Raw genomic sequence first — 21053 nt, 5'->3', positions numbered from 1 at the left:
AGTGTGACGGCGGTCACCAGGTGAATCGTCGGGGATACACCACATCGGCCAGTTCGTTCTGGCCCTCGACGTTCGGGTGGAAGTAGTCGACCTCGTTGACCAGGTCGAGCGTGAACCGCACCTGGTGTGCCCGGCCGCCGTCCCAGCGGCACCGTTTCCCGTACGCCTTGCAGGATTTGCGCAGCTGCTCGTTGTACGCGTCGATGCGGTCCCGGACCGCCCGGCGCCGCTGCTCGTCCGCCCGCGCCGTCGAGGTCGGATCGGCGAGCATCGACGGGCAGATCCGGCCCTCGGCCCAGACCCGCACCGCCCGCTCGTCCGCGCGCCCGACCTGCCACAACCGGTAGAGGTCGGGGATGCTCACCATCAGCACCCGCGTCTTCGGCAGGCCCTTCTTCAGCCGGCTCAGGCCCCGATCGACCTCCTGGCGGAAGGTGCGCACCGCCGTCATGTCCGCCACCCGGCCGGCGCAGGCGTCGTTCGCACCGATCAGGATCGTCACGTACTGCGCTTTCGCATCGACGGCCCGGTCCGCCTGCCCGGCCAGCGCGTCCGCCTCGGCGCCCGGCTCGGCGAAGTTGTCCGCCCGGCCCTTGATCTTCGGGTTGCCGTCGAGGATCCGCCGGTAGTGACTCTCCACCGCACGGCCGGTGCCGGTCGACCAGGAATTCCGGCTGCACGCCACGAATGCCAGGCAACTGCCGAACCCGGCGGTGATCGAATCACCGAGGGCGGCCATCGAGGACGGCAGGGCCGTTGCCGGGCGGCTGCTGGGTTTCGGGCCGGACGGCTCGGGAGAGGCCTCGCCCGCGCCGTCACAGGCGAGGGCGACGACGGCGAGGATCACCAGGACGAAGATGTGCCAGCGTCGAAGCATCGTCTACGAACGATATGACAGCTTTTGTGATCATGCACGGACGTCAGCGGCTTTTGGCACAGCCCCGGGCTGACCAGCGCCCGGCCGTTTCCGGGTGTGACAGGCGTGCGACACTCCGCCGAACGGCGCGAGCACGGTGCACGACGACGCTATGGCGATCACCGGAACAGGTTCGTAGGCTGTCCGCGGAAGTCCGGCGCCGGCTGCGGAAGGGTTGATGACGCTGACCACCGCCGCCCTGCCGGCCCCCGATCCACGATGAGCGCCGCCCAGCAGCTGGCCGGTGCCGACGGACCGTGTCGTCGCGCTGCCCGGCGCCGAGGCCGGCGCGCTCGCTCTCCTGATCGCCGGCGACCACCCCGACCTCGCCGTGGTGGTGAGCCGCCCGGCCACCGCGCCGGCCGCGCCCCGCGACGTGGTCGGCAGTGCCGTGGCCGAACTGGAACGGGTCGCCGTCGAGCTGCTGCCGGCCTGGCTGCCGGACGCCGCGGCCGTCGACCGCCCGGACGTCTCGGGCTGGCGGCGGTCCGGTCGGCCGCGGCCGAGCTGGCCCGCCGCGACAGGTACCCGGTCGCGTTCCTGACCGAGCTGGCCGTCCTCGCCCTCACCGGCCTGCGCCCGGCCGGCGCGGTCGTCCCGCTGCGCACCCGGACGGCGGCGCTGGCCCGGATCGTCGCGGAGGCGTTCGGCCGGCGTCGCCTGGTGCTGCTGCTGGAATCCGCCGGTGACCAGGAGATCCTTGCCGCCGGCGCGGAGTGGCTGGTGCGCAACGGCGGGCCGGCGGTCTGGATCGTCGGGCCCGGCGCGGAGCGGCTCGACCACCTCCCGATGCGCCGGCTGCCACCCGCCACTCCCCCGCTCCCCACCGCCGGCCCGGACGCGGCCGGCTCGACCGCGGCCGGCTCGACCGTGGCGTCGGCCGGGTCGGTGGCGGGCGTCGTCGGCCTGCCGCATCCGGCCAGCACGGTGGAACGGGCCCTGGAGGCCGCCCTGTCCGCCGAGTGCTGGGCCGCCGGCCGGGCGTGGAACCAGACGTACCAGTCGCATGCCCTCACCGCGCCGATCCGGCTCGACCTGGTCTGGCCCGCGGAGCGCTGCGTCGTCGAGCTCGACGGCCCGGAGCACTGCCACCCGCGCCGGTTCGAGGAGGACCGGCAGCGCGACGTACAGCTACAACTCGACGGTTACGCCGTCCTGCGTTTCACCAATGCGCGCGTCAGCCACGACGTCGGCGCGGTGGTCCACCAGATCGGCGCCTTCCTCCGGGGACGCCGGCGTGAAGCAGCGGAAGGAAGATCCCATGGCCGACGATAACCTCCTCGCCTCGGAAAGCGCGCTCCTCGTGGTGCTGATGGCGGAAGCCCGGGAGGTCCTCAACACCGAGCTGCGCGACCGGTACGGCCTGGACGTCCGCAAACCCACCCGGGACAAGCTCGCCCGTCTGCGGTACCTGTCCAGCCGCAAGAGCGGGCGCACCTTCGCCCTGCAGTTGGAGGACCAGGGCTGGGTCCGGGTGCAGAAGGACCTGGAATTCCACGCGCGGGGCGCCGCCGCCCTGGGTGCGGCGCTGACCGCGCTGCAGACCGCCCTCCGCGACCGGGTGATGGCCCGGAGCGGCTGCGCCTCGCTGGCCGAGCTGTTCGCCCGCACCGACGTCCGCGGCACCGCCGCCGCGCCGGAGGACCCGGACCGGGAGTTGCGGGACCGGCTGGTGAGCACCTACGACGCGCTCGCCGCCGAGCCGGGTGCCTGGGTCGGGCTGGCCCGGCTCCGGCCGTTCCTCGCCGACCTGCCCCGGGACACCGTGGACGAGGCGCTGCGCCGGCTGAGCCGCGAGCCGGGGGTCAACATCGTGCCGGAGTCGAACCAGAAGACGCTCACCGACGCGGACGCCCGGGCGGCCCTGCACATCGGCGGACAGGACAAGCACCTGCTGGCGATCGGCGTGTGATGACCGAGGAGGAACGCGCCGCGCTGGCGGCGCTGCGATTCAACTGGGCACCCGTCCCGGACGACGTGTGGCGGCCGCTGCCGTTCCATGTGGACGGTCTGCACGCCGCCGCGGTCCGTGACGTGCTGGACGGCGTCGCGGACGCGCGGGCGAGCAGCGGCGCCAGTCCGATCGGGCTTGTCGTCCAGGGGCAGCGGGGGTCGGGCAAGACGCACCTGCTCGGCTGGACCCGGCAGCAGGTGCAGGATCAGGAGGGGTACTTCTTCCTGGTCAGCCTCCTGGACGCGGCCGGCTTCTGGGACAGCGTGCTGACCGCGATCCTGGACGGCCTCTCCCGGCCGGTGCCCGGCGGCGGCGAGACCCAGCTGCGTCTGCTGCTCAAACGGCTTTCCGCGATGGTCGGCGCGCCGCGGACCGCCCGGCGCGCGGTGATGGGCGAGACCGAGCTGACCCGCGCCGCCCTGGACGCCTTCATCGAAGGGCTCGGCGCGTTCGACAGGCACGTCGCCCGGGCCAGCCAGGAGACGGCCCGCGCGCTGGCGCTGAGCGCCTCGGACGACGTCGCCCACCGTGACCTGGCGGAGAACTACTTCGTCTCCGGGGAGGAGAGCGTCCCCGGTGAGCGGAACGTCTGGGGCATGCGGCGGGCGCCGCGTCATCCGCAGCTGATCGTCCAGGACCTGTCCTGGCTGCTGGCGCTGACCGGCCCCTCGGTGATCGCCATCGACCAGATCGACACGCTCATCGCACAGTCCGCGGCGCAGGCCGACCCCGCGCTCGCACCCGCCATGGCCACCGATCCGGTGCAGGCGCTGATGCTCGCCCAGCTCGCCGAGGGCCTGATGTCGCTGCGGCAGTTCACCCGGCGCACCCTCACCGTCGTCGCCTGCCTGCCGACCTCGTGGACGATCATCCGGAACGCCGCGGCCGACACGGTCGGTGACCGGTTCCGGCTGGCGCCGCAGCTCACGCCGATCCATGACGACGATCTGGGCCGAGCGATCATCGAGAAACGGTTCACCCTGCGGTACGCGGAGGTCGGTTTCCAGCCGCCCTACCCGTCGTGGCCGGTGCGGCCGGAAGCGTTCGCCCAGGCGGGTGACTACACGCCCCGGCAGCTGCTCATCGAGATCGACCGCCACGTCCGGGCGTGTGTCACCGCCGGCGAGATCCGTGAGCTCGACCGTCTCGGCGAGCCGGTCGAGCCGCCGCCGGGGCGCACCACCACCCCCGTACCCTCGCCGTCCTCCTCCGGGCTGGACGCGCTGGATGCCCGGTTCGCCGAACTCACGAAGAACGCCGGGGTCAGTGCCGTGCTGAACCGGACCACGGAGGATTCCCGGGTCCCGCCCCTGCTCGCGGCCGGGCTCACCGCCTGGATCCTGGAGCGCGGCGGCCAGGGCACGTCGTTCACCGTCGACCCGCCGCCGAGCACCGACCCGCCGCTGCACGCCCGGATCCGGCTCACCCTGGACGAGCGCATCGAGGACCAGGTCCACTGGTGCTTCCGCGCGGTCAGCGACGACCACCACGCCGTCGCGGCGCTCGCCCGGCTGCGCAAGGCCTGCGTCGCGGCCGCCCTGGACCCGGGTGTGCCGAAGCGCAAACTGTTCCTGCTCCGCAACACGCCCTGGTCGGGCGGGGCCAAGACCCGGGCCGCGGTGACCGCTTTCGAACAGGCGGGCGGACGGACCCTCGCCCTGACCGAGGACGATCTGCGCGCCCTGTCCGCCCTGCAGATCATGCTCGACGAGGGCTCGGTCGACCTGCAGGGCTGGCTGGCCGAGCGCCGCCCGACGGCGGGCATCGCCTTCCTCCAGCGGGCCTTGGCCGACGCCGCCACCTGGACCGCACCCGCGCAACCGGCCGAGCAGGCCGGTCCCGAGCCTCAGCCGCGAGCCGTCACGCCGAACCCGCCGGCCACCGCGCCACACCCGCCGGCCACCACGCCGCATCCGCCGGCCATCGGGCCACACCCGCAAGCCGCGGTGCCGAAGCCGCAAGCCGCAGCATCCGAGCCGCAAGCCGCTGCCGCGCCGCCGGGTGCCGGGGCGAAGCCGCAGCCTGCCGGCCTCACCACAGCGGTGCCGCAGCCCGCAGGTGTCACCACAGCGGAGCCGCAGCCCGCCGGTGTCACCACAGTGAAGCCGCAGCCCGCCGATGTCGCGGCGGCGGGGTCGCAGCCCGCCGGTGTCACCGCAGCGGCCACCATTGACGCGCCGGGGGCCGATGCGGGCGAGCCGGGCTTCACCGTCGGTCACGATCACGGCAACGGCGCACCGGTCCGGCTGCCGGTCGAGGCCCTGCGCAAGCACGCCACCATCTTCGCCGGGTCGGGTTCGGGCAAGACCGTCCTGATCCGGCGGATCGTGGAGGAGTGCGCCCTGCAGGGTGTCTCCGCGATCGTGCTGGACCCGAACAACGACCTGGCCCGCCTCGGTGAGGGCTGGCCGGAGCCGCCGCCGGCCTGGCGGGCCGGTGACGCCGCGAAGGCCGCCGACTACCTGGCGCACACCGACGTCGTGATCTGGACGCCCCGCCGGGCCGCCGGCCGGCCGCTCAGTTTTCAGCCGCTGCCGGATTTCCGGAGCGTGCGCGACGACCCGGACGAGTTCGCCGAGGCGGTGGAAGCGGCGGTCGCCTCGCTGGCGCCCCGGGCGATGGTCACCGGCCGGGCCAACAAGGCCCACCTCGGTCTGGCGGTGCTGCGCAAGACGATCGAGCACTACGGCCGGCGCGGCGGGTCCCGTCTGCAGGGACTCATCGACACGCTGGCGGACCTGCCGGACGGCATCATCGACCTGGACGACGCCGACAAGATCGGTCTCGGGCTGGCGCAGACGCTCACCGCGGCGATGGTGAACGATCCGCTGTTCGGCGGGGATGGCACGCCGATGGATCCCGGGCTGCTGCTCACCCCGGCGCCGGGAAAGCGCGCCCGGGTTTCGGTGATCAGTCTGATCGGATTGCCCTCGGACGATGTCCGGCAGAGTTTTGTCAACCAATTGCAGATGGCGCTTTTCGCCTGGATCAAAAAGAACCCGGCCGGCGACCGGCCGCTGCTCGGTCTATTGATCATGGATGAGGCGCAGACGTTCGCGCCGTCCGGGACGATGACCGCGTGCACCCAGAGCACGCTGGCGCTGGCCGCGCAGGCCCGGAAGTACGGGCTGGGGCTGATCTTCGCGACGCAGGCGCCGAAGGGCCTGCACAACCGGATCCCGGGCAACGCGGCGACGCAGTTCTACGGCCTGATGAACAGTCCGATCCAGATCGAGGCGGCCCGCGAGATGGCCAAGGCCAAGGGCGGCGACGTACCGGACATCTCCCGGCTCACCGCCGGCGAGTTCTATTTCGCGGCCGAGGGCGGGGCACCCCGGAAGATTCGTACGCCCCTCTCCCTCACCCACCATCCACGCAGCCCGCTGACGACCGAGGAAGTGATCGCCCGGGCCGTTCCGAAACCGGCGGCCGACCGCGATCCCGAACGATAAGGACTAAGTCCCGCGTCAATGGACTCCCCTCCCGAGAGCCGTCCGGGAGGGGAAGTCGGGCACACGTTCCGACACCCGCCCTGGCGTGGCCGTCCGGCCCTGACCAGCACGGAGAGTTACCCATTGACATCCACCGTGAATGTTGCGAGTGTGCGAACACCACGTTTCGTGTGTGAATTTGTGAACACGTCCTCTAGGAGAGGCTCGATGTCACTGACCGCTCATCGTTTCCGTTCGGCGGGCGCCCTGCTGGGCACTCTCGTCCTTTCGCTGGCGTGTGTGAACGTTCCCACATCCGCCTCGGCGGGCTCCAAGCCGAGCCACAACCCGAAACCCGGCGACACCTCGTGCGCCACCACCGGCTCCGTCGACTTCGGCGTGGACCTGGCCGGCGACGGCTGGAAGTTCACCACCGGCGACGACCCGTCCTGGTCGGACCCGGCCTTCACCGACACCGGCTGGCGCGACTGGTCGGTCCCGGACAACTGGGGCAACCACAGCGACCTGTCGTCGTACGACGGCTTCGCCTGGTACCGCAAGACGTTCACGCTGCCGGCACGCCCGGCCGGCGTCACCGACTCGACGATCATCGCGGCGCTCGGCAAGATCGACGACGCCGACCAGGCGTTCCTCAACGGACAGGAGATCGGGCGCACCGGCGGGTTCCCGCCCACGTTCGACTCCACCTGGGAGGTCCCGCGGGAGTACTACCCGGCCGACGGGCTGCTGCGCTGGGGCGGCACCAACGTCCTGGCGGTGCGGGTCTACGACGGCACCGGCGGCGGCGGCTTCTACCAGGGCCCGGTGGGGCTCTACTCGAAGGCGCGGCTGCGTACTCTCGCCGGGGTGACCGGGACCGCGGCCACCCGTACGCAATTGGCTCAGGCCTGTGCCGTGCTCAGCCGGCAGCATCGCGCGGTGGCCTCCGGTGATGTCCGCGGCTATGCCGCGACGCTGGCGCCCGGGTTCTTCCACCAGGGTGACACCGCGGATCGCCGGGTCGCGGAGCTCCGCGCGCTGCTCAAGAAGGGCCGCGTGACGCTCACCGACGCGCAGGCCGAGGTGTTCGTCGATCGGCAGGGCCGGCTCGTGGTCGACACGATCCGCAGCTGGACCGGTTTGCCGCCGGCGCGCGAACTGCTCTACATCGACCCGCGCAAGCCGGTGGAACTCGGCGACCACGCCCGGTTCTTCCGGGACGACTACGACTCCGCGGCGATGAACCGGCGCGCGCAGTTCAACGTCTACCTGCCGAAGAGCTACACCCGGACCAGCGCGAAGCGGTACCCGGTGGTCTACATGCTGAACGGCTTCAACGGCAGCAACATCGAGTGGGAGGCGCGGGACATCGACGCCGTCCTCGACAAGCTCATCGTGGAGAAGAACCTGGAGGAGACCATCGTCGTGTTCCCGGACGGGGACAGCGGCTGGTATGTCGACACCTCCGCCGGCAACTTCCGCTCGATGATCCTCAAGGAGATCGTCCCGATGGTGGACCGGAACTACCGGACCGTCGCCGACCGGGAGCACCGCGGGATCAGCGGGGTGTCGATGGGCGGGCAGGGCGCGTTCACGCTCGGCCTGACCAACCCCGACCTGTTCAGCTCGATCGCCAGCCACATGGGTGCGCTGAGCTTCGCGCCGCTGGTCGGGACGACCGAGGAGCGGGCGGCGAACGCCGGGCTGCGGCCGCTGACCCTTGTCGCCGGGATGTCCGCGGCCGACCTCAACCGGCACCGGTTCTACTTCGACGGCGGCGACTCCGACGAGTACCGGTTCGGCGCGGCCGCGCAGCAGATGAGCACGGCCCTGGCCGCCAAGGGTGTCCGGCACGACTACCAGCTCGGTGCCGGTCGGCACGACGACGCCTACTGGATGCCGAAGCTGGACCGGTCGTTCGGGCTGCACACCGAGCAGTTCCGGGCCCATCCGGTACGGCAGCCGCGCGAACCGAAGCAGCCGAAGAGCTCATACACCTGGCCGTGACCCCGGCCGGCTGAAGAAGACCGCGCACTCGACGGCGCGCCGCCAGTTCACCGACTCGGCGGCGCGCCGTTGCTCGTCCATGGCCGGCACCCAGCGCCCGGCCCGGTGCCGGTTGCCGCGCAGGTCCCGCAGGTCGGACCAGTAGCCGACGGCCAGGCCGGCCGCGTACGCCGCACCCAGCGACACCGTCTCGGCGACCATCGGCCGGTCCACCGGGACGCCGAGCACGTCGGCCACGTACTGCATCAGCAGGTTGTCCGCCGTCATGCCGCCGTCGACGCTGAGCGCGGTCAGCGCCAGACCGGAGTCGGCGTTCATCGCGTCGACCACGTCGCGGGTCTGCCAGGCGGTCGCCTCGAGCACCGCACGGGCCAGGTGCCCCTTGGTGATGTACGAGGTCAGGCCCACGATGACGCCCCGGGCCTCGCTGCGCCAGTGCGGCGCGAACAGTCCGGAGAACGCCGGCACGATGTAGCAGCCGCCGTTGTCCCGGACCGTGCCGGCCAGGGTCTCGATCTCCGAGGCGGTGCTGATCAGGCCGAGCCCGTCACGCATCCACTGCACCAGCGAGCCGGCGGTGGCAATCGAGCCTTCGAGGGCGTACGTGACCGGTTCTGATCCGATCCGGTACCCGACCGTGGTGATCAGCCCGTGGCTGGACCGGACCGGGGTGCTGCCGGTGTTCATCAACAGGAAACCACCGGTGCCATAGGTGCACTTCGCCTCGCCGGGTGCGAAACAGGTCTGCCCGAACAGGGCCGCCTGCTGGTCACCGATGGCGGCGGCGATCGGCACGCCGGGCAGCACCGCGCCGGCGGTCCCGTGGATCGCGGCGGACGGCCGGATCTCCGGCAGCATCGCGCGCGGGATGCCGAACATCTCCAGCAGCGCCGGGTCCCAGTCCAGCGTGGACAGGTTCATCAGCATCGTCCGGCTGGCGTTTGTCACGTCCGTCAGATGCCGCCCGCCGGTCAGGTTCCAGATCAGCCAGCTGTCCATGGTCCCGAACAGCACCTCGCCGCGTTCGGCCCGCTCCCGCAGGCCACGGTCCGCCAGCAGCCACTGGATTTTGGTAGCGGAGAAGTAGGTGGCCGGCGTCAGCCCGGTCCGCTCCCTGATCAGGTCGCTGTCCAGCCCGGTCAGCAGGGACTCGGTGCGGGTGTCCTGCCAGGAGATCGCCGGCGCCACCGGCGCACCGGTGACGCGGTCCCACAGCACCACGGTCTCCCGCTGGTTGGCGATGCCGAGCGCGGCCACCTGCTCCGGCCCGATCCCCGCCTCCCGCAGCGCCTGGGTGATCAGCCGCTGCACGTCCCGCCAGATCCGGGCCGCGTCGTGCTCCACCCAGCCGGGCCGGGGATAGGACTGCGGGTGCTCGCCGCGCACCACCGACACCACCGTCGCGCGCCTGTCGAACAGGATGCATCGCGTCGACGTGGTGCCCTGATCGATCGCGAGGACGTACTTCTCGCTCATGTCCCCGCCAGATCCCGCGAGATGGCGCGGGCGCTCGCGCGCACGTGCTCGACCAGCACCGGCCGGGCCTGCCGCCGGGTGTCGCACAGCGTCTCCACCGGTCCGGAAATGCCTATCGCGCCGACCACCAGCCCACCGCTGGTGCGCAACGGCGCCGCGATCGCGGCCCGCCCGGCCTGCCATTCCTCGACCGCGAGACCCCACCCCCGGCTGCGGATCTCACCCAGCTGCCGGGCCAGCTCCTGGCGGGTGGTCACGGTCCTGCGGGTGTACGTGTCGAAGCCCGCCCGCCCCACCGAGGAGGCGATCGTCGGGTGGTACGCCAGCAGGGTCTTGCCGAGGGCCGTGGCATATGTCGGCAGCACCAGGCCGGTGTCCATCGACTGCGCCGAGTCGTCGGGCCGGAACACGTGGTGCACGACGAGGACCTGCCCGTCCCGCAGCACCCCGATGCGCACCTCCTCCCCGCTGCGCGCGGCGAGCGCGTCCGCCCAGGTGAGCGCCCGGCCGCGCAGCTCGTTGACGTCGAGGCCGGTCGCGCCGAGGTCGAGCACGCCGCGGCCCAGCCGGTACCGCGTGGTGCGCGGATCCTGCTCGACGAAGCCGACGTGCTCGAGCGTGCGCAGGATGCTGTGCGCGGTCGATTTGGGCAGGTCGAGCGCCTCGGCGACCTCGCCGACGCGCAGCCGGTCGGCGGCGAGCAGCCGCAGCACCGCGGAGGACCGCTCGATGGATTGGATCAGGCCCGGCACGTGCGACATTGTCGCACGACCGGCGTTGTGGCGGTCCTGTTCGCTCCCTAGCGTCGGGGTTCGCCAGGCGCAATCGGGAGGTACTGTGGCGCACTTCGTCGGCGCGATCGATCAAGGCACCACCAGCACTCGTTTCATGATTTTCGACCGGGCCGGCACAGAGATCGCCCGGCACCAGCTGGAACACCGGCAGATCCTGCCGGCGGCCGGCTGGGTCGAGCACGACGCCACCGAGATCTGGGAGAACACCCTCAAGACGGTCGACGTGGCGCTGTCCGACGCCGGCCTCGGCCCCGGCGACCTGGCCGCGGTCGGCATCACGAACCAGCGCGAGAGCGTGCTCGTCTGGGACCGGGCGACCGGCAAACCGTGCCACCACGTCATCGTCTGGCAGGACACCCGCACCGAGTCCCTGCTGTCGGGGCTGGACGCCGACCTGATCAGGGAACGGACCGGACTGCCGCCGGCCACCTACTTCTCCGCCACGAAGGTGCAGTGGCTGCTGGCGAACGTGGACGGGCTGCGGGAGCGGGCCGAACGCGGCGAGGTGCTGTTCGGGACCATGGACAGCTGGCTGATCTGGAACCTGACCGGCGGGCTGCACGTCACCGACGTGACGAACGCCAGCCGGACGATGCTGATGAACCTGTCCACCCTGGACTGGGACCCGGCCCTGCTGGAGATGTTCGGCATCCCGCGCGCGATGCTGCCGGAGATCCGGTCCTCGGCGGAGGTCTACGGCACCGCGTCGGTCGCCCTGGACGGCGTGCCGATCGCCGCCGCCATCGGCGACCAGCAGGCGGCCCTGTTCGGGCAGACCTGTTTCGCACCGGGCGAGGCCAAGTGCACCTACGGCACCGGCGGCTTCCTGTTGATGAACACCGGCAGCACCCCGGTCCGGTCCAGCCACGGGCTGATCACCACGGTCGGGTACCGGTTCGGCGACGACCCGCCGGTCTTCGCCCTGGAAGGCTCGATCGCGGTGGCCGGCGCCGCCATCCAGTGGCTGCGCGACCAGCTCGGCGTGCTCGACTCGGCGGCGGAGAGCGAGGCGCTGGCGGGCGCGGTCGAGGACAGCGAGGGCGTCTGCTTCGTACCGGCCTTCTCCGGGCTGTTCGCCCCCTACTGGCGGCCGGACGCCCGGGCGGCGATCGTCGGCCTGTCCCGCTACCACACCGCCGCGCACATCACCCGGGCCGCGCTGGAGGCCATCTGCTACCAGACCCGCGACGTGGTCGAGGCGATGGCGCAGGACTCCGGCACCACGCTCGACTGCCTCCAGGTCGACGGCGGCGTCACCGGGAACGCGCTCTGCATGCAACTGCAGGCCGACATCCTCGGTGTGCCGGTGAGCCGGCCCGCCGTGGCCGAGACGACCGCCCTCGGCGCCGCGTACGCGGCCGGGCTCGCCGTCGGGTTCTGGCACTCGGTGGACGACCTGCGCGCCAACTGGCACGAGGACCGGCGCTGGCAGCCGACGTGGTCGGCGGACCGGCGCGAAGAAGGAATCACCCGCTGGAAGGCGGCCATCGACCGCACGCTCGACTGGGTCAGCGCCGGCTGACCGCCTCGCCGAACTCACGGCCATCGTCTCGCCGAAAGAGGAAATTGCTATGAACACCGGAGTGATGTCGCCGAAGGCTCGTGCCGCGGCGCTGGCCGCCCTGTCCACCGGCGACGAGATCGACGTGCTGGTCGTCGGCGCCGGCGTGGTCGGCGCCGGGGCCGCCCTGGACGCCGCGACCCGCGGGCTCTCCGTCGGCCTGATCGAGGCCCGGGATTTCGCCAGCGGCACCTCCAGCCGGTCCAGCAAGCTGATCCACGGCGGCCTGCGCTACCTGGAGATGCTCGACTTCTCCCTGGTCCGTGAGGCCCTGCGAGAACGCGGCCTGCTGATCCAGAAACTCGCGCCGCACCTGGTCCGGCCGGTGCCGTTCCTGCTCCCGCTCCAGCACCGGGCCTGGGAGCGGCTCTACCTGGGCGCCGGCGTGGCCCTCTACGACACCCTGGCCCTGTCCGGCGGCAACACCGGCCTCCCCCGGCACCGGCACCTGTCCCGGATGGAGGCGCTCAAGGCGTTCCCCTCGCTGCGCCCGGAATCGCTCATCGGCGCGATCCGCTACTACGACGCTCAGGTCGACGACGCGCGGCACACCATGTTCCTGGTCCGGACCGCCGCCGCGCACGGCGCGCACGTGGCCCCGCGGACCGAGATGATCGGCTTCCTCCGCGAGGGCCGCCGGGTCGTCGGTGTCCGGGCCCGGGACGTCGAGTCCGGCGCCGAGTTCGACATCCGCGCCCGCACGGTCATCAACGCCACAGGCGTGTGGACCGGCGACAGCCAGGCGATGCTCGCCGGCGAGCGGGGACAGTTCAAGATCGCCGCAAGCAAGGGCATCCACCTGGTGGTGCCGCGCGACCGGATCTCCGCCCGCACCGGCATGATCCTGCGTACGGCGACAAGCGTCCTGTTCGTCATCCCGTGGGACCGGCACTGGATCATCGGAACCACCGACACACCGTGGGACCTGGACAAGGCGGAGCCGGCCGCGTCCGGTCACGACGTCGACTACGTGCTCGCCGAGGTCAACAAGGTGCTGGCGACCCCGCTGACCCGCGACGACGTGCAGGGCGTCTACGCCGGTCTGCGCCCGCTGCTGTCGGCCGAGGCGTCGACCACCGCGAAACTCTCCCGGGAGCACGCCGTCGGCAACCCGGTGCCGGGGCTGGTCGTGGTCGCCGGCGGCAAGTACACGACGTACCGGGTGATGGCCAAGGACGCGGTGGACGCCGCGGCCCGCGACCTCGACACCCGGGTACCGGCCTCCTGCACCGACCAGGTCCCGCTGCTCGGTGCCGACGGGTACCGGGCCGCCTGGAACCGCCGTGCCCAACTGGCCCGCCGCGCCGGCGTGCACGTGTCCCGCATCGAACACCTGCTGCGCCGCTACGGCACCCTGGCCGACGAGCTGCTCACCATGATCGAGGCGGACCCGGCACTCGGCGAACCGCTCACCGGCGCACCCGACCACCTGGCCGCGGAGATCGTGTACGCGGTCACTCACGAAGGCGCCCGGCACCTGGAGGACGTCCTGGTCCGCCGTACCCGCATCTCCATCGAAACCGCCGACCGCGGCGTCGCCGCGGCCCGGACCGCCGCCCTGCTCATCGCCGGCCCGCTCGGCTGGACCCCGGAACAGACCGAGCGCGAGATCGCCCGGTACGAGGCGGCGGTCGTCGCCGAACTGGCCGCCCAGGAACAGCCGGACGACGTCACCGCGGACGCCACCCGGCGCAACCTCCCCCTCGCGGCCTCCGCCGCCTGAACCATCCTCCCGCCGGGTCGGCCACGACCCGGCGGGCCCTTGAAATACCACCGCGGCGCCGATGAAGTTCAATGTCGGTGACGGTCGAACTGAGCGGCCGGTAGTGCGGTTTCTCCAGGCAGGGATGCCACCTTCGCCGGAGAGAGGCCGCAATGTACGAGCAGCATTGGCAGCCGTATACGCCTGCCACGTCAGCACCGCCGTCCGCCTTTCCCCCCGCACCTACTTCCGTTTTCGCTTCCGCCCGCGTTCCCGTTCCCCCTCCTGCTTTTGCTGCCGCTTCCGCTTTTACCGTCCCGGCTCCGGCCGCTGTCGCGGTCACGCTGCGGTATTCGCCGCTCGCTTTCCTCCTCGGCTTCTGCACCCCGGTGCTGGCGGTCGACGGCCACATCGTGCCGGCCGGCTGGAAACGCCCCGTCGTGCTGCCGGTGGCGCCCGGCCGGCACCACGTGCACGTCCACGTGCCGTACGTCTTCCCCCGCCGGATCGGCAAAGCCGACCTGGACGTCACCGTGGCGCCCGGCCAGACCCTGCCCGTGGAATACCGGGCCCCGCTGGTCGCCTACCTGCGCGGCGCCCTCGGCGCCCCACCGCAGAAACACCCCGGCCTGGCCGTCACCGTCATCATGCTGGCGGTCCTGCTGCTGCTCGCCTTCTGCGCCGTCGGCAACGCGATAGTCGCCGCCTCCGCCGAACCCCGCACGGCCCTACCGAACTGGACAACCCCCACCGGCCGCGCCATACCCACCCTGCCCACCCTGCCGGCTCTGCCCACCCTGCCGGCCCGCCCCACCCCGCCGGCCCGTACCGGGGAGGAACCCGCCCTGCGCGCCGACGCCCCCGCCCGCACCGTCCTGGGCAGCGGCTTCGCCGCCACCGAGAAGACCGCCACCGTGCGCTTCCCCCGATGGCCGTTCGCCTTCCGCACCCCGGCCGGCTGGGGTTGCCTCCCCGCCCGCGTCGACATCCCCGACGCCGAAGCCCACATCTGCGCCGACAAGACCAACCCCGGCAAACGCGCAGGCGTCCTGCTGCGCTCCTGCCCGGCCCCCTGCGACACCGCCCGAACCACCCGGATGACCGCCGACTGGTTCAGCGCCGAGCCCAGCAGAGTGGACAACACAACGAACGTCCGGGACGGCGTCGAGAGCAACCGCTACGAACTGGAACTGGACCACTTCTTCGGCCCGGCGGACACCTTGACGTGGCAGGTGGGGGTGGCCGCGACAGCACCACCGAAGGACCGCGGCGAGGTACAGAAGATCACCAACGACATACTCACCCAAACCTCCTGACATGCCGCCCACGGCGGTCGCCGGCATTGTCAGCGGCATCCGCGACAACAGCTGGGTCGACCCGGCCCTCACCGGAGCCGGCACGACACTCGACATGCTGTCCCTCGCCATCGACCCGCTCGGTGGACTGGTGGCCTGGGGCGTGTCGTGGCTGCTGGAGCATGTCAGGCCACTGAAGGATGCCCTGGACCAACTGACGGGGAACGCCGACGAGGTCGCCGCGCACGCCGCCACCTGGTCCGGGATTGCCGCGACCACAGAGCGGACCGGTCACGACTACGCGATCCGCCTCGGCACCGACGTGTCCGGCTGGCACGGTGCGTCCGGTGATGCCTATCGCCGGCACGCCGACCAGCACCTGGAGATGCTGGCGGGCGTCGCGGAGGCGGCCCGCGGTGTCTCGTACGCCGTCGAAGGGGCCGGCCTGCTGGTGGCTTCGGTGCGCGAGATCGTCCGCGACCTGCTCGCCGAGTTCGTCGGCACCCTGGCCGCCCGGTTGCCGCAGTGGCTGGCCGTCGAAGGGCTGACGCTGGGTGTGGCGAGTCCTCTGGTGATCAGCCAGGTGACCGCACTGGTACTCAACTGGGCCCATCGGATCCAGGGCTTCGTCCGGGCGCTGCTGAACAGTCTGCGCCGGCTGGGAGCCAGGCTCAGCGGGCTGTTCGACACCTTCCGCCGGTTGGAACGATCCGCTCAGCGCCTCGCCCGCACCCAGCCCGCCGGCACTCCCTCGCATGGACGGAGCCGCCAGACCGGCGGCGAGGTCCGGCCGCCACGCAACAACATGGACTACGAGGTGCGGTGGGCGGACGAGGCGTACGACGCAATCCGGGCTGCCGACGAGGAACTCCCCGCTATCGCCCGCACAGCCGCCGGACACGGCTTCACGGCGGATGACGTCGTACGCATCAAGAGTCATCTCTTCCGGGAGGAGCACCTCCTCGACTCGTACTCGGACGGTGAGATGGGCAGGTTCGACGCCAATCCACGCATCGCCGAGGCATGGCACCGATTGGCCGCAGGGGAGCCGCATCCCGCCGACATCGACCTGTTGAAGCACGAGCGCTTCGAGGCCGAGTACATGGCTCGCACCGGCGACCCGAGTTATCGCAGAGCGCACGCCGCCACCCTCAATGCCGGCTTCACGTGGGATCCTGAGGCGGCAGCTACCGACGGCCTCGGCTATCGGTACAAGCCATGAGCCCGATCGATCCGCCGGGAGGCGTAGTGGCCGCATCCATCGGCATCTGGGCGGAACGTCCCGTGCCCGGCGGTGTGCTGTACCGCTGGGAGGCCGATCATGGGAACGGCCCGTCCGGATTCGTGACGTTCGATCCTGAGACGCGACGCTTCCGCCCGGCAGATCCGAGCGGCAACGTGCTGGGCGACCTGCTCATCGACGCGGTGAGCGGTGCGACGACAGGCTCCGCCGACGATGTCGACCGAAGGCTGCTGGCGCAGGTGGCGGCTTCGATCCTGCGCGCTCATGCCCGGTCCGGCGAACCACCGAAGACAGCGCACGCACACTTTCACTGACCCGCCACGCAGCGACTACCGCAAGCTCCGGCATACGGGGCCGCGTGTCCGCCCGGGCGGCGAAAGGCCGCATGATCGCTCCGAGCATGCCCGCACCTCGGCCATAGGAAAATGTCGTAGGGCTCCGCGATACTCGCTCCATTGTCGACCGGTGCGAGGTCTCACCCGGCGTGTGACGGATGGGGAATCGGTGGGCTCGATCCGTGAGATCAGCACGTGGGGCCGCTGCTGCGCCTGATGCGCGCCGGCAATGCGGGTGTTCTCGGCGCCGGTGGGCATGTGGCGGGACACGTCGGCCGTGGGTCGTGGAGTGTTCCGGTGCCCCGGGCGGATCCGCCACCGGGGCAGGCGTTCCAGGAGGACGACTGGCGAGCGGAGTTCGACGCCGTCCAGCGGGTGCAGGAAGGGCTCGTGGCGGACGGGCGCGATGACGTCGCGTTCGTGCTGGACGGGGCCGGGTTCCATCTGATCGAGCACAGTGCGGCGGTGGACGGCGGCCGCGGGCCGTACCCTCGCTCGCTTGTCCTGGTCGACGGCGCCGTGCCGGAGCCGTGGCGCCGCCTGCCCACGCCGGTGGCCGATGCGGTGCCGGCGGCGTCGGCCGATGTGGCGCTACTGGAACGCACGCTGCGGGAGCGGCTGCCGGGTGCGGCGGGCGCGAGTGAGAGCGAGATCGCCGCGGCGGAGGTACGGCTGGGTGTCCCGTTGCCGGAGGAACTCAGAGCCGTCTACCGGGTGGCCGGGGAGACGGCGCCGGACGAGGCGATCGGCTGCGAGCTGTACCCGTTGCGCGCGGTGTTCGTGGCGGACGCGGCGAGCCGGCCCTGCGAGTGGGACTTCGCGGCGGACGAGGCGGTGAGTACCCCGCCGGACGCCGCCGTGCAGGGGCTGGTCGGATCACCGGGCTGGATCGTGTTCGGTGACAGCGGTGGCGGTGACTGGTTCGCCGTCGACCTGACCCCGGGGCCGGGAGGCCATGTCGGGCAGGTCATCTTCATCTCGCACGAGGAGAACGTGGGCGCCTCGCTCGTCGCCGATTCGCTCACCGACCTGGTGCTGGGCCGGCGGGACGACGGCGACGGCGACGGCGACGGGTTCGTCGACGAGATGCCGCTGGTGGCGCGGGTCAACGCTCGCATGTTGCGCAGCGTCGAAGCGGCCGTCGATCCGCGGCTCGAGGTGCTCGACATCGGGGTGTCGCAGACGGGGCCGTTCAGCCTCGCCCCGGTGGCCGGCCTGCCGCGTCTGCGCACGCTGTCCGCCCACCTGGGCACCCTCGCGGACCCGCTGGAGGTCACGGGACTGCCCGGCCTGGAGTTCCTGTCGCTCGGCACGCAGGAGTGGCGGCTGTTGCTGGATGCGGGTGCGGTGCCGGATGGCCTGCTGGCGGCAGGTCTCGAGGTGCGTGGCACGCCGCACCCGCTGTCCATCGTGTCCCTGGCGAACGAGCTGCTGGCGCTCCGGGGCCGGCCGCTGATCACCCACACCGTCATACCGGAGAGCTCATGACCTCCAGGGTGCGCGCCGGCCCGGCCTTTCTCATCAGGCCGGCCACCCGGACCCGTTCCTGTCGCATGTTGATGCCGACCGGGTCGGTCTTGGTGCTGGTCTCACCGGATGGCCGGCGGCCGAAGGGCTGGTGTTCGTAATGGCCGGCGAGCCGCTTCGCCGGGTCGGCCCGGAGCTTGCGCATGATCGCGGCGGTGGCGCGGCGGGCCGCGGTCAGCTGGACGGCGGGCCACGGTTCGCCGCGGTTGTCGTTCGCCATCTCGATGCCGAGCAGCCTGGTGTTGCCCAGTCCCCGGTTGGGGCCGGCCCAGCCGACCTTGTTGTGGTTGCAACGACCGGCCGCACAGACGTAGATCACGCCGTCCCGGAAGATCATCAGCTGGGCGATCGGAGGCGGCGCCGAGGTGGAGCCGCGCAGGATGACGCGGACCTCGGTCTGCGCCGTCGCCGCCCGGGAGCCCGCGGTGGCGTGCCAGGTGACGCCGGCCGGACGGAAATCGATGTTGCCGCGCTGTTCCCAGCCGTCGACCTCGACGACCCGCAAGCCGGCGCGGCGCAGTTCGTCGGCGAGCCAGTTCAGCCGCGGCATGAGTTCTCCTGAGGATGCATCGCCTCAGCATGATCTTCGCGCTGACGGGCGGCGGCCGATCGCGCCGGATGCCGCTTTCCGGGGACCGCACGGACCGCCGATGTCAGCCGCCGGTGTCAGCTCCTTTGAGCTTCCGCCACAGGAACTCGAGGGTCAGCGCCCGGATCGTTGCCGCCTGCTCGTTGTCGGCGGCCGCGCCGTGCCCGCCCTCGACGTTCTCGTAGTACGCCACCTCGTGCCCCTGCGCCCGCAACAGGGCGGCCATCTTGCGGGCGTGCCCCGGATGCACCCGGTCGTCGCGGGTCGAGGTGATCAACAGGACGGGCGGGTACGACCGGTCCGGGTGGACGTTCTGGTACGGCGAGAACTCCCGCAGGTACGCCCAGTCGGCGGGGTCGTCCGGGTCGCCGTACTCGGCCATCCAGGACCGTCCGGCCAGCAGCTTCGTGTACCGCCGCATGTCGAGCAGCGGCACCGAGGCGACCACCGCGCCGAACAGTTCCGGATAGCGGGTCAGCATCACGCCCATCAGCAGGCCGCCGTTGCTGCCCCCGTTGATCCCGAGGCGCTGCGGTGTGGTGATGCCGCGGGCGACCAGGTCCTTGGCCACGGCCGCGAAGTCCTCGTACGCCTTGACCCGGTTCTCCCGCAGGGCGGCCCGATGCCAAGCGGGCCCGTACTCGCCGCCGCCGCGGATGTTCGCGACGACGTAGGCGCCGCCCCGGGCCAGCCAGCCCCGCCCGGTGACCCCGTTGTAGCTGGGTGTCAGCGAGATCTCGAACCCGCCGTACCCGTAGAGCAGTGCCGGGCCGCCGGGGGTTCCGCCGACCACGAAGTACGGCACCCGCGTGCCGTCGGCGGACTCGGCGAAGTGCTGCCGCACCGTCATCCCGGCGGTGTCGAAGAACCCGGGCGCCTGTTTGAGGACATCGAGGCCGCCGCCGACGGTGCCGAGGCTCAGCGTCGCCGGTTGGAGAAAACCTTCGGAGGCCAAGAGGTACGAGTCACCGTTGTCCGGGTCCGTGTCGACGATCCACGAGGAGGCGAAGTCCGCCGTCCCCGGCACCGGTTCGCGGCGCCACCGGGATGTGTCCGGGGTCAGGATCTCGACGCGGGTCCGCACGTCGGTCATCGTGACCAGCAGCAGGTGGTTCCGCGTCCACGCCCAGGCCTGCAACGACGTCCGCTCGTCGGGCTCGAACAGCACGGTCAGGTCTCGCCGCCCGGCCAGGAAGTCGCCGAGCCCGGTGGCGAGCAGCGCACCGGCCGGGTGCCCGAGCCAGGGCGAGCGCAGCCGGATCAGCAGCCAGTCCCGGTGCACGTCGCAGTTCGCGTCGTCCGGGATGTCGATCCGGACGAGTGCCCCGGCAGGCGACGACGGGGTCTGCGCTGACGGGCCGGGCGGCAGCAGACAGTGCTCGCTGCGATAGAAGTCGATCATCCTGGTGACGAAGGTCCGCTCGTGCCCGGCCGTCTGATCGTGGTGGGCGCTGACCAGGACGTCGTCGGCATCCCCCTCGAAGATCAGTTCCGCCTCGGACAGGGGCGTGCCCCGCCGCCACCGTTTCACCACGCGGGCGTACCCCGAGGACGTGAGCGAGCCGTCCCCGAAGTCCGTCGCCACGAAGATGTGGTCGGCGTCCTGCCAGCTGACATCGGTCTTCGCCTCGTCCAGCACGAACCCGTCCGCCACGAACGCCCGGTCACGCAGGCTGAACTCCCGCACCACGACCGCGTCCGCGCCGCCCCGGGAAAGGCTGATCAGGCACCTGTCGTACCCGTCGCGCAGGACCGTGACGTCACTCCACGTCCAGTTCTCGCCCTCGGCCGCGTTCAGCGCGTCCACGTCCACCAGGACGTCCCATTTCGGCGCGTCCTGGCGGAACTGTTCGGCAGGGGTCCGCCGCCACAGGCCCCGCGGGTGGTCGGCGTCGCGCCAGAAATCGTAGTAGAAGCCGTCGCCGCGCCACCCCGGGTAGGAGATCCGGTCCTTGCTGTCCAGGACCTCCCGTACCGCATCCTTGAGCCGGGCGAACTCGGTGTCGCCCCACTCCTGGAGCGTTTCCGTGTTCCGCTCCGCGACCCAGCGCAGGGCCTCGGGCGCATCGACATCTTCAAGCCATGGGTACGGGTCGATCACGAAATGAACGATCGCACCCCGGCCCCGCGTTGCCAACCCGCGCCACCGGTTGTAGCGGTCCGGTAGCGCAAACAGGGCTGGCGGAAGGGGCCGCCGAACCACCACTATGAGCATTCCCACAG

At 71.6% G+C, this 21053-nt stretch carries 16 protein-coding genes; 11 read left to right on the top strand and 5 right to left on the bottom strand.

The genetic code is table 11. From position 1 onward, the window contains the following. Positions 1-13: 13 nt before the first annotated feature. Positions 14-877: a GDSL-type esterase/lipase family protein gene (locus LPA41_RS20505; RefSeq protein WP_229072261.1), complete on the bottom strand. Its 864-nt coding sequence runs from the start codon at positions 875-877 to the stop codon at positions 14-16. 283 nt (positions 878-1160) lie between these two features. On the opposite strand from LPA41_RS20505, the gene LPA41_RS20500 reads away from it, so the two are divergent. From LPA41_RS20500 to LPA41_RS20480, 5 genes are all read left to right on the top strand, one after another. Beyond that, entirely contained in the window at positions 1161-1460 is a 300-nt protein-coding gene (locus LPA41_RS20500; RefSeq protein ID WP_229072260.1) for a hypothetical protein, read from the top strand. Between the two features lie 119 nt (positions 1461-1579). Beyond that, positions 1580-2191 (top strand): endonuclease domain-containing protein, encoded by a 612-nt coding sequence (locus LPA41_RS20495; protein ID WP_229072259.1) that lies wholly within the window; start codon positions 1580-1582, stop codon positions 2189-2191. Continuing rightward, positions 2178-2828 carry a hypothetical protein gene (locus LPA41_RS20490; RefSeq protein ID WP_229072258.1) on the top strand — a complete coding sequence of 217 codons (651 nt, stop codon included), beginning with the start codon at positions 2178-2180 and terminating at the stop codon, positions 2826-2828. The genes LPA41_RS20495 and LPA41_RS20490 overlap by 14 nt, the downstream gene beginning before the upstream one ends. Next, positions 2828-6322, top strand: coding sequence for an ATP-binding protein (locus LPA41_RS20485; protein WP_229072257.1), 3495 nt, complete (start codon positions 2828-2830; stop codon positions 6320-6322). Before LPA41_RS20490 ends, LPA41_RS20485 begins: the two co-directional genes overlap by 1 nt. 279 nt (positions 6323-6601) lie before the next feature. Next, positions 6602-8308, top strand: coding sequence for an esterase family protein (locus LPA41_RS20480; RefSeq protein WP_229072256.1), 1707 nt, complete (start codon positions 6602-6604; stop codon positions 8306-8308). Here LPA41_RS20480 and glpK (LPA41_RS20475) read toward each other — a convergent pair. Both glpK (LPA41_RS20475) and LPA41_RS20470 read right to left on the bottom strand, forming a co-directional pair. Next, on the bottom strand, positions 8291-9784 hold the full coding sequence (gene glpK / locus LPA41_RS20475) for a glycerol kinase GlpK (protein WP_229072255.1): 1494 nt from the start codon (positions 9782-9784) through the stop codon (positions 8291-8293). The two genes, LPA41_RS20480 and glpK (LPA41_RS20475), sit on opposite strands and share 18 nt — an antisense overlap. Continuing rightward, positions 9781-10536, bottom strand: a complete 756-nt coding sequence (locus LPA41_RS20470) for an IclR family transcriptional regulator (RefSeq protein ID WP_229072254.1) — start codon at positions 10534-10536, stop codon at positions 9781-9783. Before LPA41_RS20470 ends, glpK (LPA41_RS20475) begins: the two co-directional genes overlap by 4 nt. An 85-nt stretch (positions 10537-10621) precedes the next feature. Between LPA41_RS20470 and glpK (LPA41_RS20465) the strand changes: the two genes are divergently transcribed. From glpK (LPA41_RS20465) to LPA41_RS20440, 6 genes are all read left to right on the top strand, one after another. After that, positions 10622-12100: a glycerol kinase GlpK gene (gene glpK, locus LPA41_RS20465; protein WP_229072253.1), complete on the top strand. Its 1479-nt coding sequence runs from the start codon at positions 10622-10624 to the stop codon at positions 12098-12100. A 49-nt stretch (positions 12101-12149) separates the two neighbouring features. Beyond that, on the top strand, positions 12150-13862 hold the full coding sequence (locus LPA41_RS20460) for a glycerol-3-phosphate dehydrogenase/oxidase (RefSeq protein ID WP_229072252.1): 1713 nt from the start codon (positions 12150-12152) through the stop codon (positions 13860-13862). A 368-nt stretch (positions 13863-14230) separates the two neighbouring features. Further along, complete coding sequence (locus LPA41_RS20455) at positions 14231-15157, top strand: hypothetical protein (RefSeq protein ID WP_229072251.1); 927 nt, start codon at positions 14231-14233, stop codon at positions 15155-15157. Position 15158: 1 nt separating this feature from the next. Next, positions 15159-16358 carry a WXG100 family type VII secretion target gene (locus tag LPA41_RS20450; RefSeq protein ID WP_229072250.1) on the top strand — a complete coding sequence of 400 codons (1200 nt, stop codon included), beginning with the start codon at positions 15159-15161 and terminating at the stop codon, positions 16356-16358. Next, positions 16355-16693 carry a hypothetical protein gene (locus LPA41_RS20445; protein ID WP_229072249.1) on the top strand — a complete coding sequence of 113 codons (339 nt, stop codon included), beginning with the start codon at positions 16355-16357 and terminating at the stop codon, positions 16691-16693. The genes LPA41_RS20450 and LPA41_RS20445 overlap by 4 nt, the downstream gene beginning before the upstream one ends. Before the next feature lie 216 nt (positions 16694-16909). Next, positions 16910-18202 (top strand): SMI1/KNR4 family protein, encoded by a 1293-nt coding sequence (locus tag LPA41_RS20440; protein ID WP_229072248.1) that lies wholly within the window; start codon positions 16910-16912, stop codon positions 18200-18202. Here LPA41_RS20440 and LPA41_RS20435 read toward each other — a convergent pair. Both LPA41_RS20435 and LPA41_RS20430 read right to left on the bottom strand, forming a co-directional pair. Further along, positions 18183-18791, bottom strand: coding sequence for an N-acetylmuramoyl-L-alanine amidase (locus LPA41_RS20435; protein ID WP_229072247.1), 609 nt, complete (start codon positions 18789-18791; stop codon positions 18183-18185). The genes LPA41_RS20440 and LPA41_RS20435 overlap by 20 nt on opposite strands. Positions 18792-18894: 103 nt before the next feature. After that, on the bottom strand, positions 18895-20931 hold the full coding sequence (locus tag LPA41_RS20430) for a prolyl oligopeptidase family protein (RefSeq protein ID WP_229072246.1): 2037 nt from the start codon (positions 20929-20931) through the stop codon (positions 18895-18897). Between the last annotated feature and the right edge of the window lie 122 nt (positions 20932-21053).

The organism is Actinoplanes sp. DH11 (assembly GCF_020873875.1).
Classification (GTDB): domain Bacteria; phylum Actinomycetota; class Actinomycetes; order Mycobacteriales; family Micromonosporaceae; genus Actinoplanes.
This window is presented reverse-complemented; position numbering and strand designations above follow the sequence as displayed.

What these genes read in the sequence shown, in the direction of transcription:
- LPA41_RS20505 (WP_229072261.1), bottom strand. Translation starts at nt 877, where the DNA reads ATGCTTCGACGCTGGCACATCTTCGTCCTGGTGATCCTCGCCGTCGTC.
- LPA41_RS20450 (WP_229072250.1), top strand. Translation starts at nt 15,159, where the DNA reads ATGCCGCCCACGGCGGTCGCCGGCATTGTCAGCGGCATCCGCGACAAC.
- LPA41_RS20490 (WP_229072258.1), top strand. Translation starts at nt 2,178, where the DNA reads ATGGCCGACGATAACCTCCTCGCCTCGGAAAGCGCGCTCCTCGTGGTG.
- LPA41_RS20435 (WP_229072247.1), bottom strand. Translation starts at nt 18,791, where the DNA reads ATGCCGCGGCTGAACTGGCTCGCCGACGAACTGCGCCGCGCCGGCTTG.
- LPA41_RS20460 (WP_229072252.1), top strand. Translation starts at nt 12,150, where the DNA reads ATGAACACCGGAGTGATGTCGCCGAAGGCTCGTGCCGCGGCGCTGGCC.
- glpK (WP_229072255.1), bottom strand. Translation starts at nt 9,784, where the DNA reads ATGAGCGAGAAGTACGTCCTCGCGATCGATCAGGGCACCACGTCGACG.
- LPA41_RS20485 (WP_229072257.1), top strand. Translation starts at nt 2,828, where the DNA reads ATGACCGAGGAGGAACGCGCCGCGCTGGCGGCGCTGCGATTCAACTGG.
- LPA41_RS20445 (WP_229072249.1), top strand. Translation starts at nt 16,355, where the DNA reads ATGAGCCCGATCGATCCGCCGGGAGGCGTAGTGGCCGCATCCATCGGC.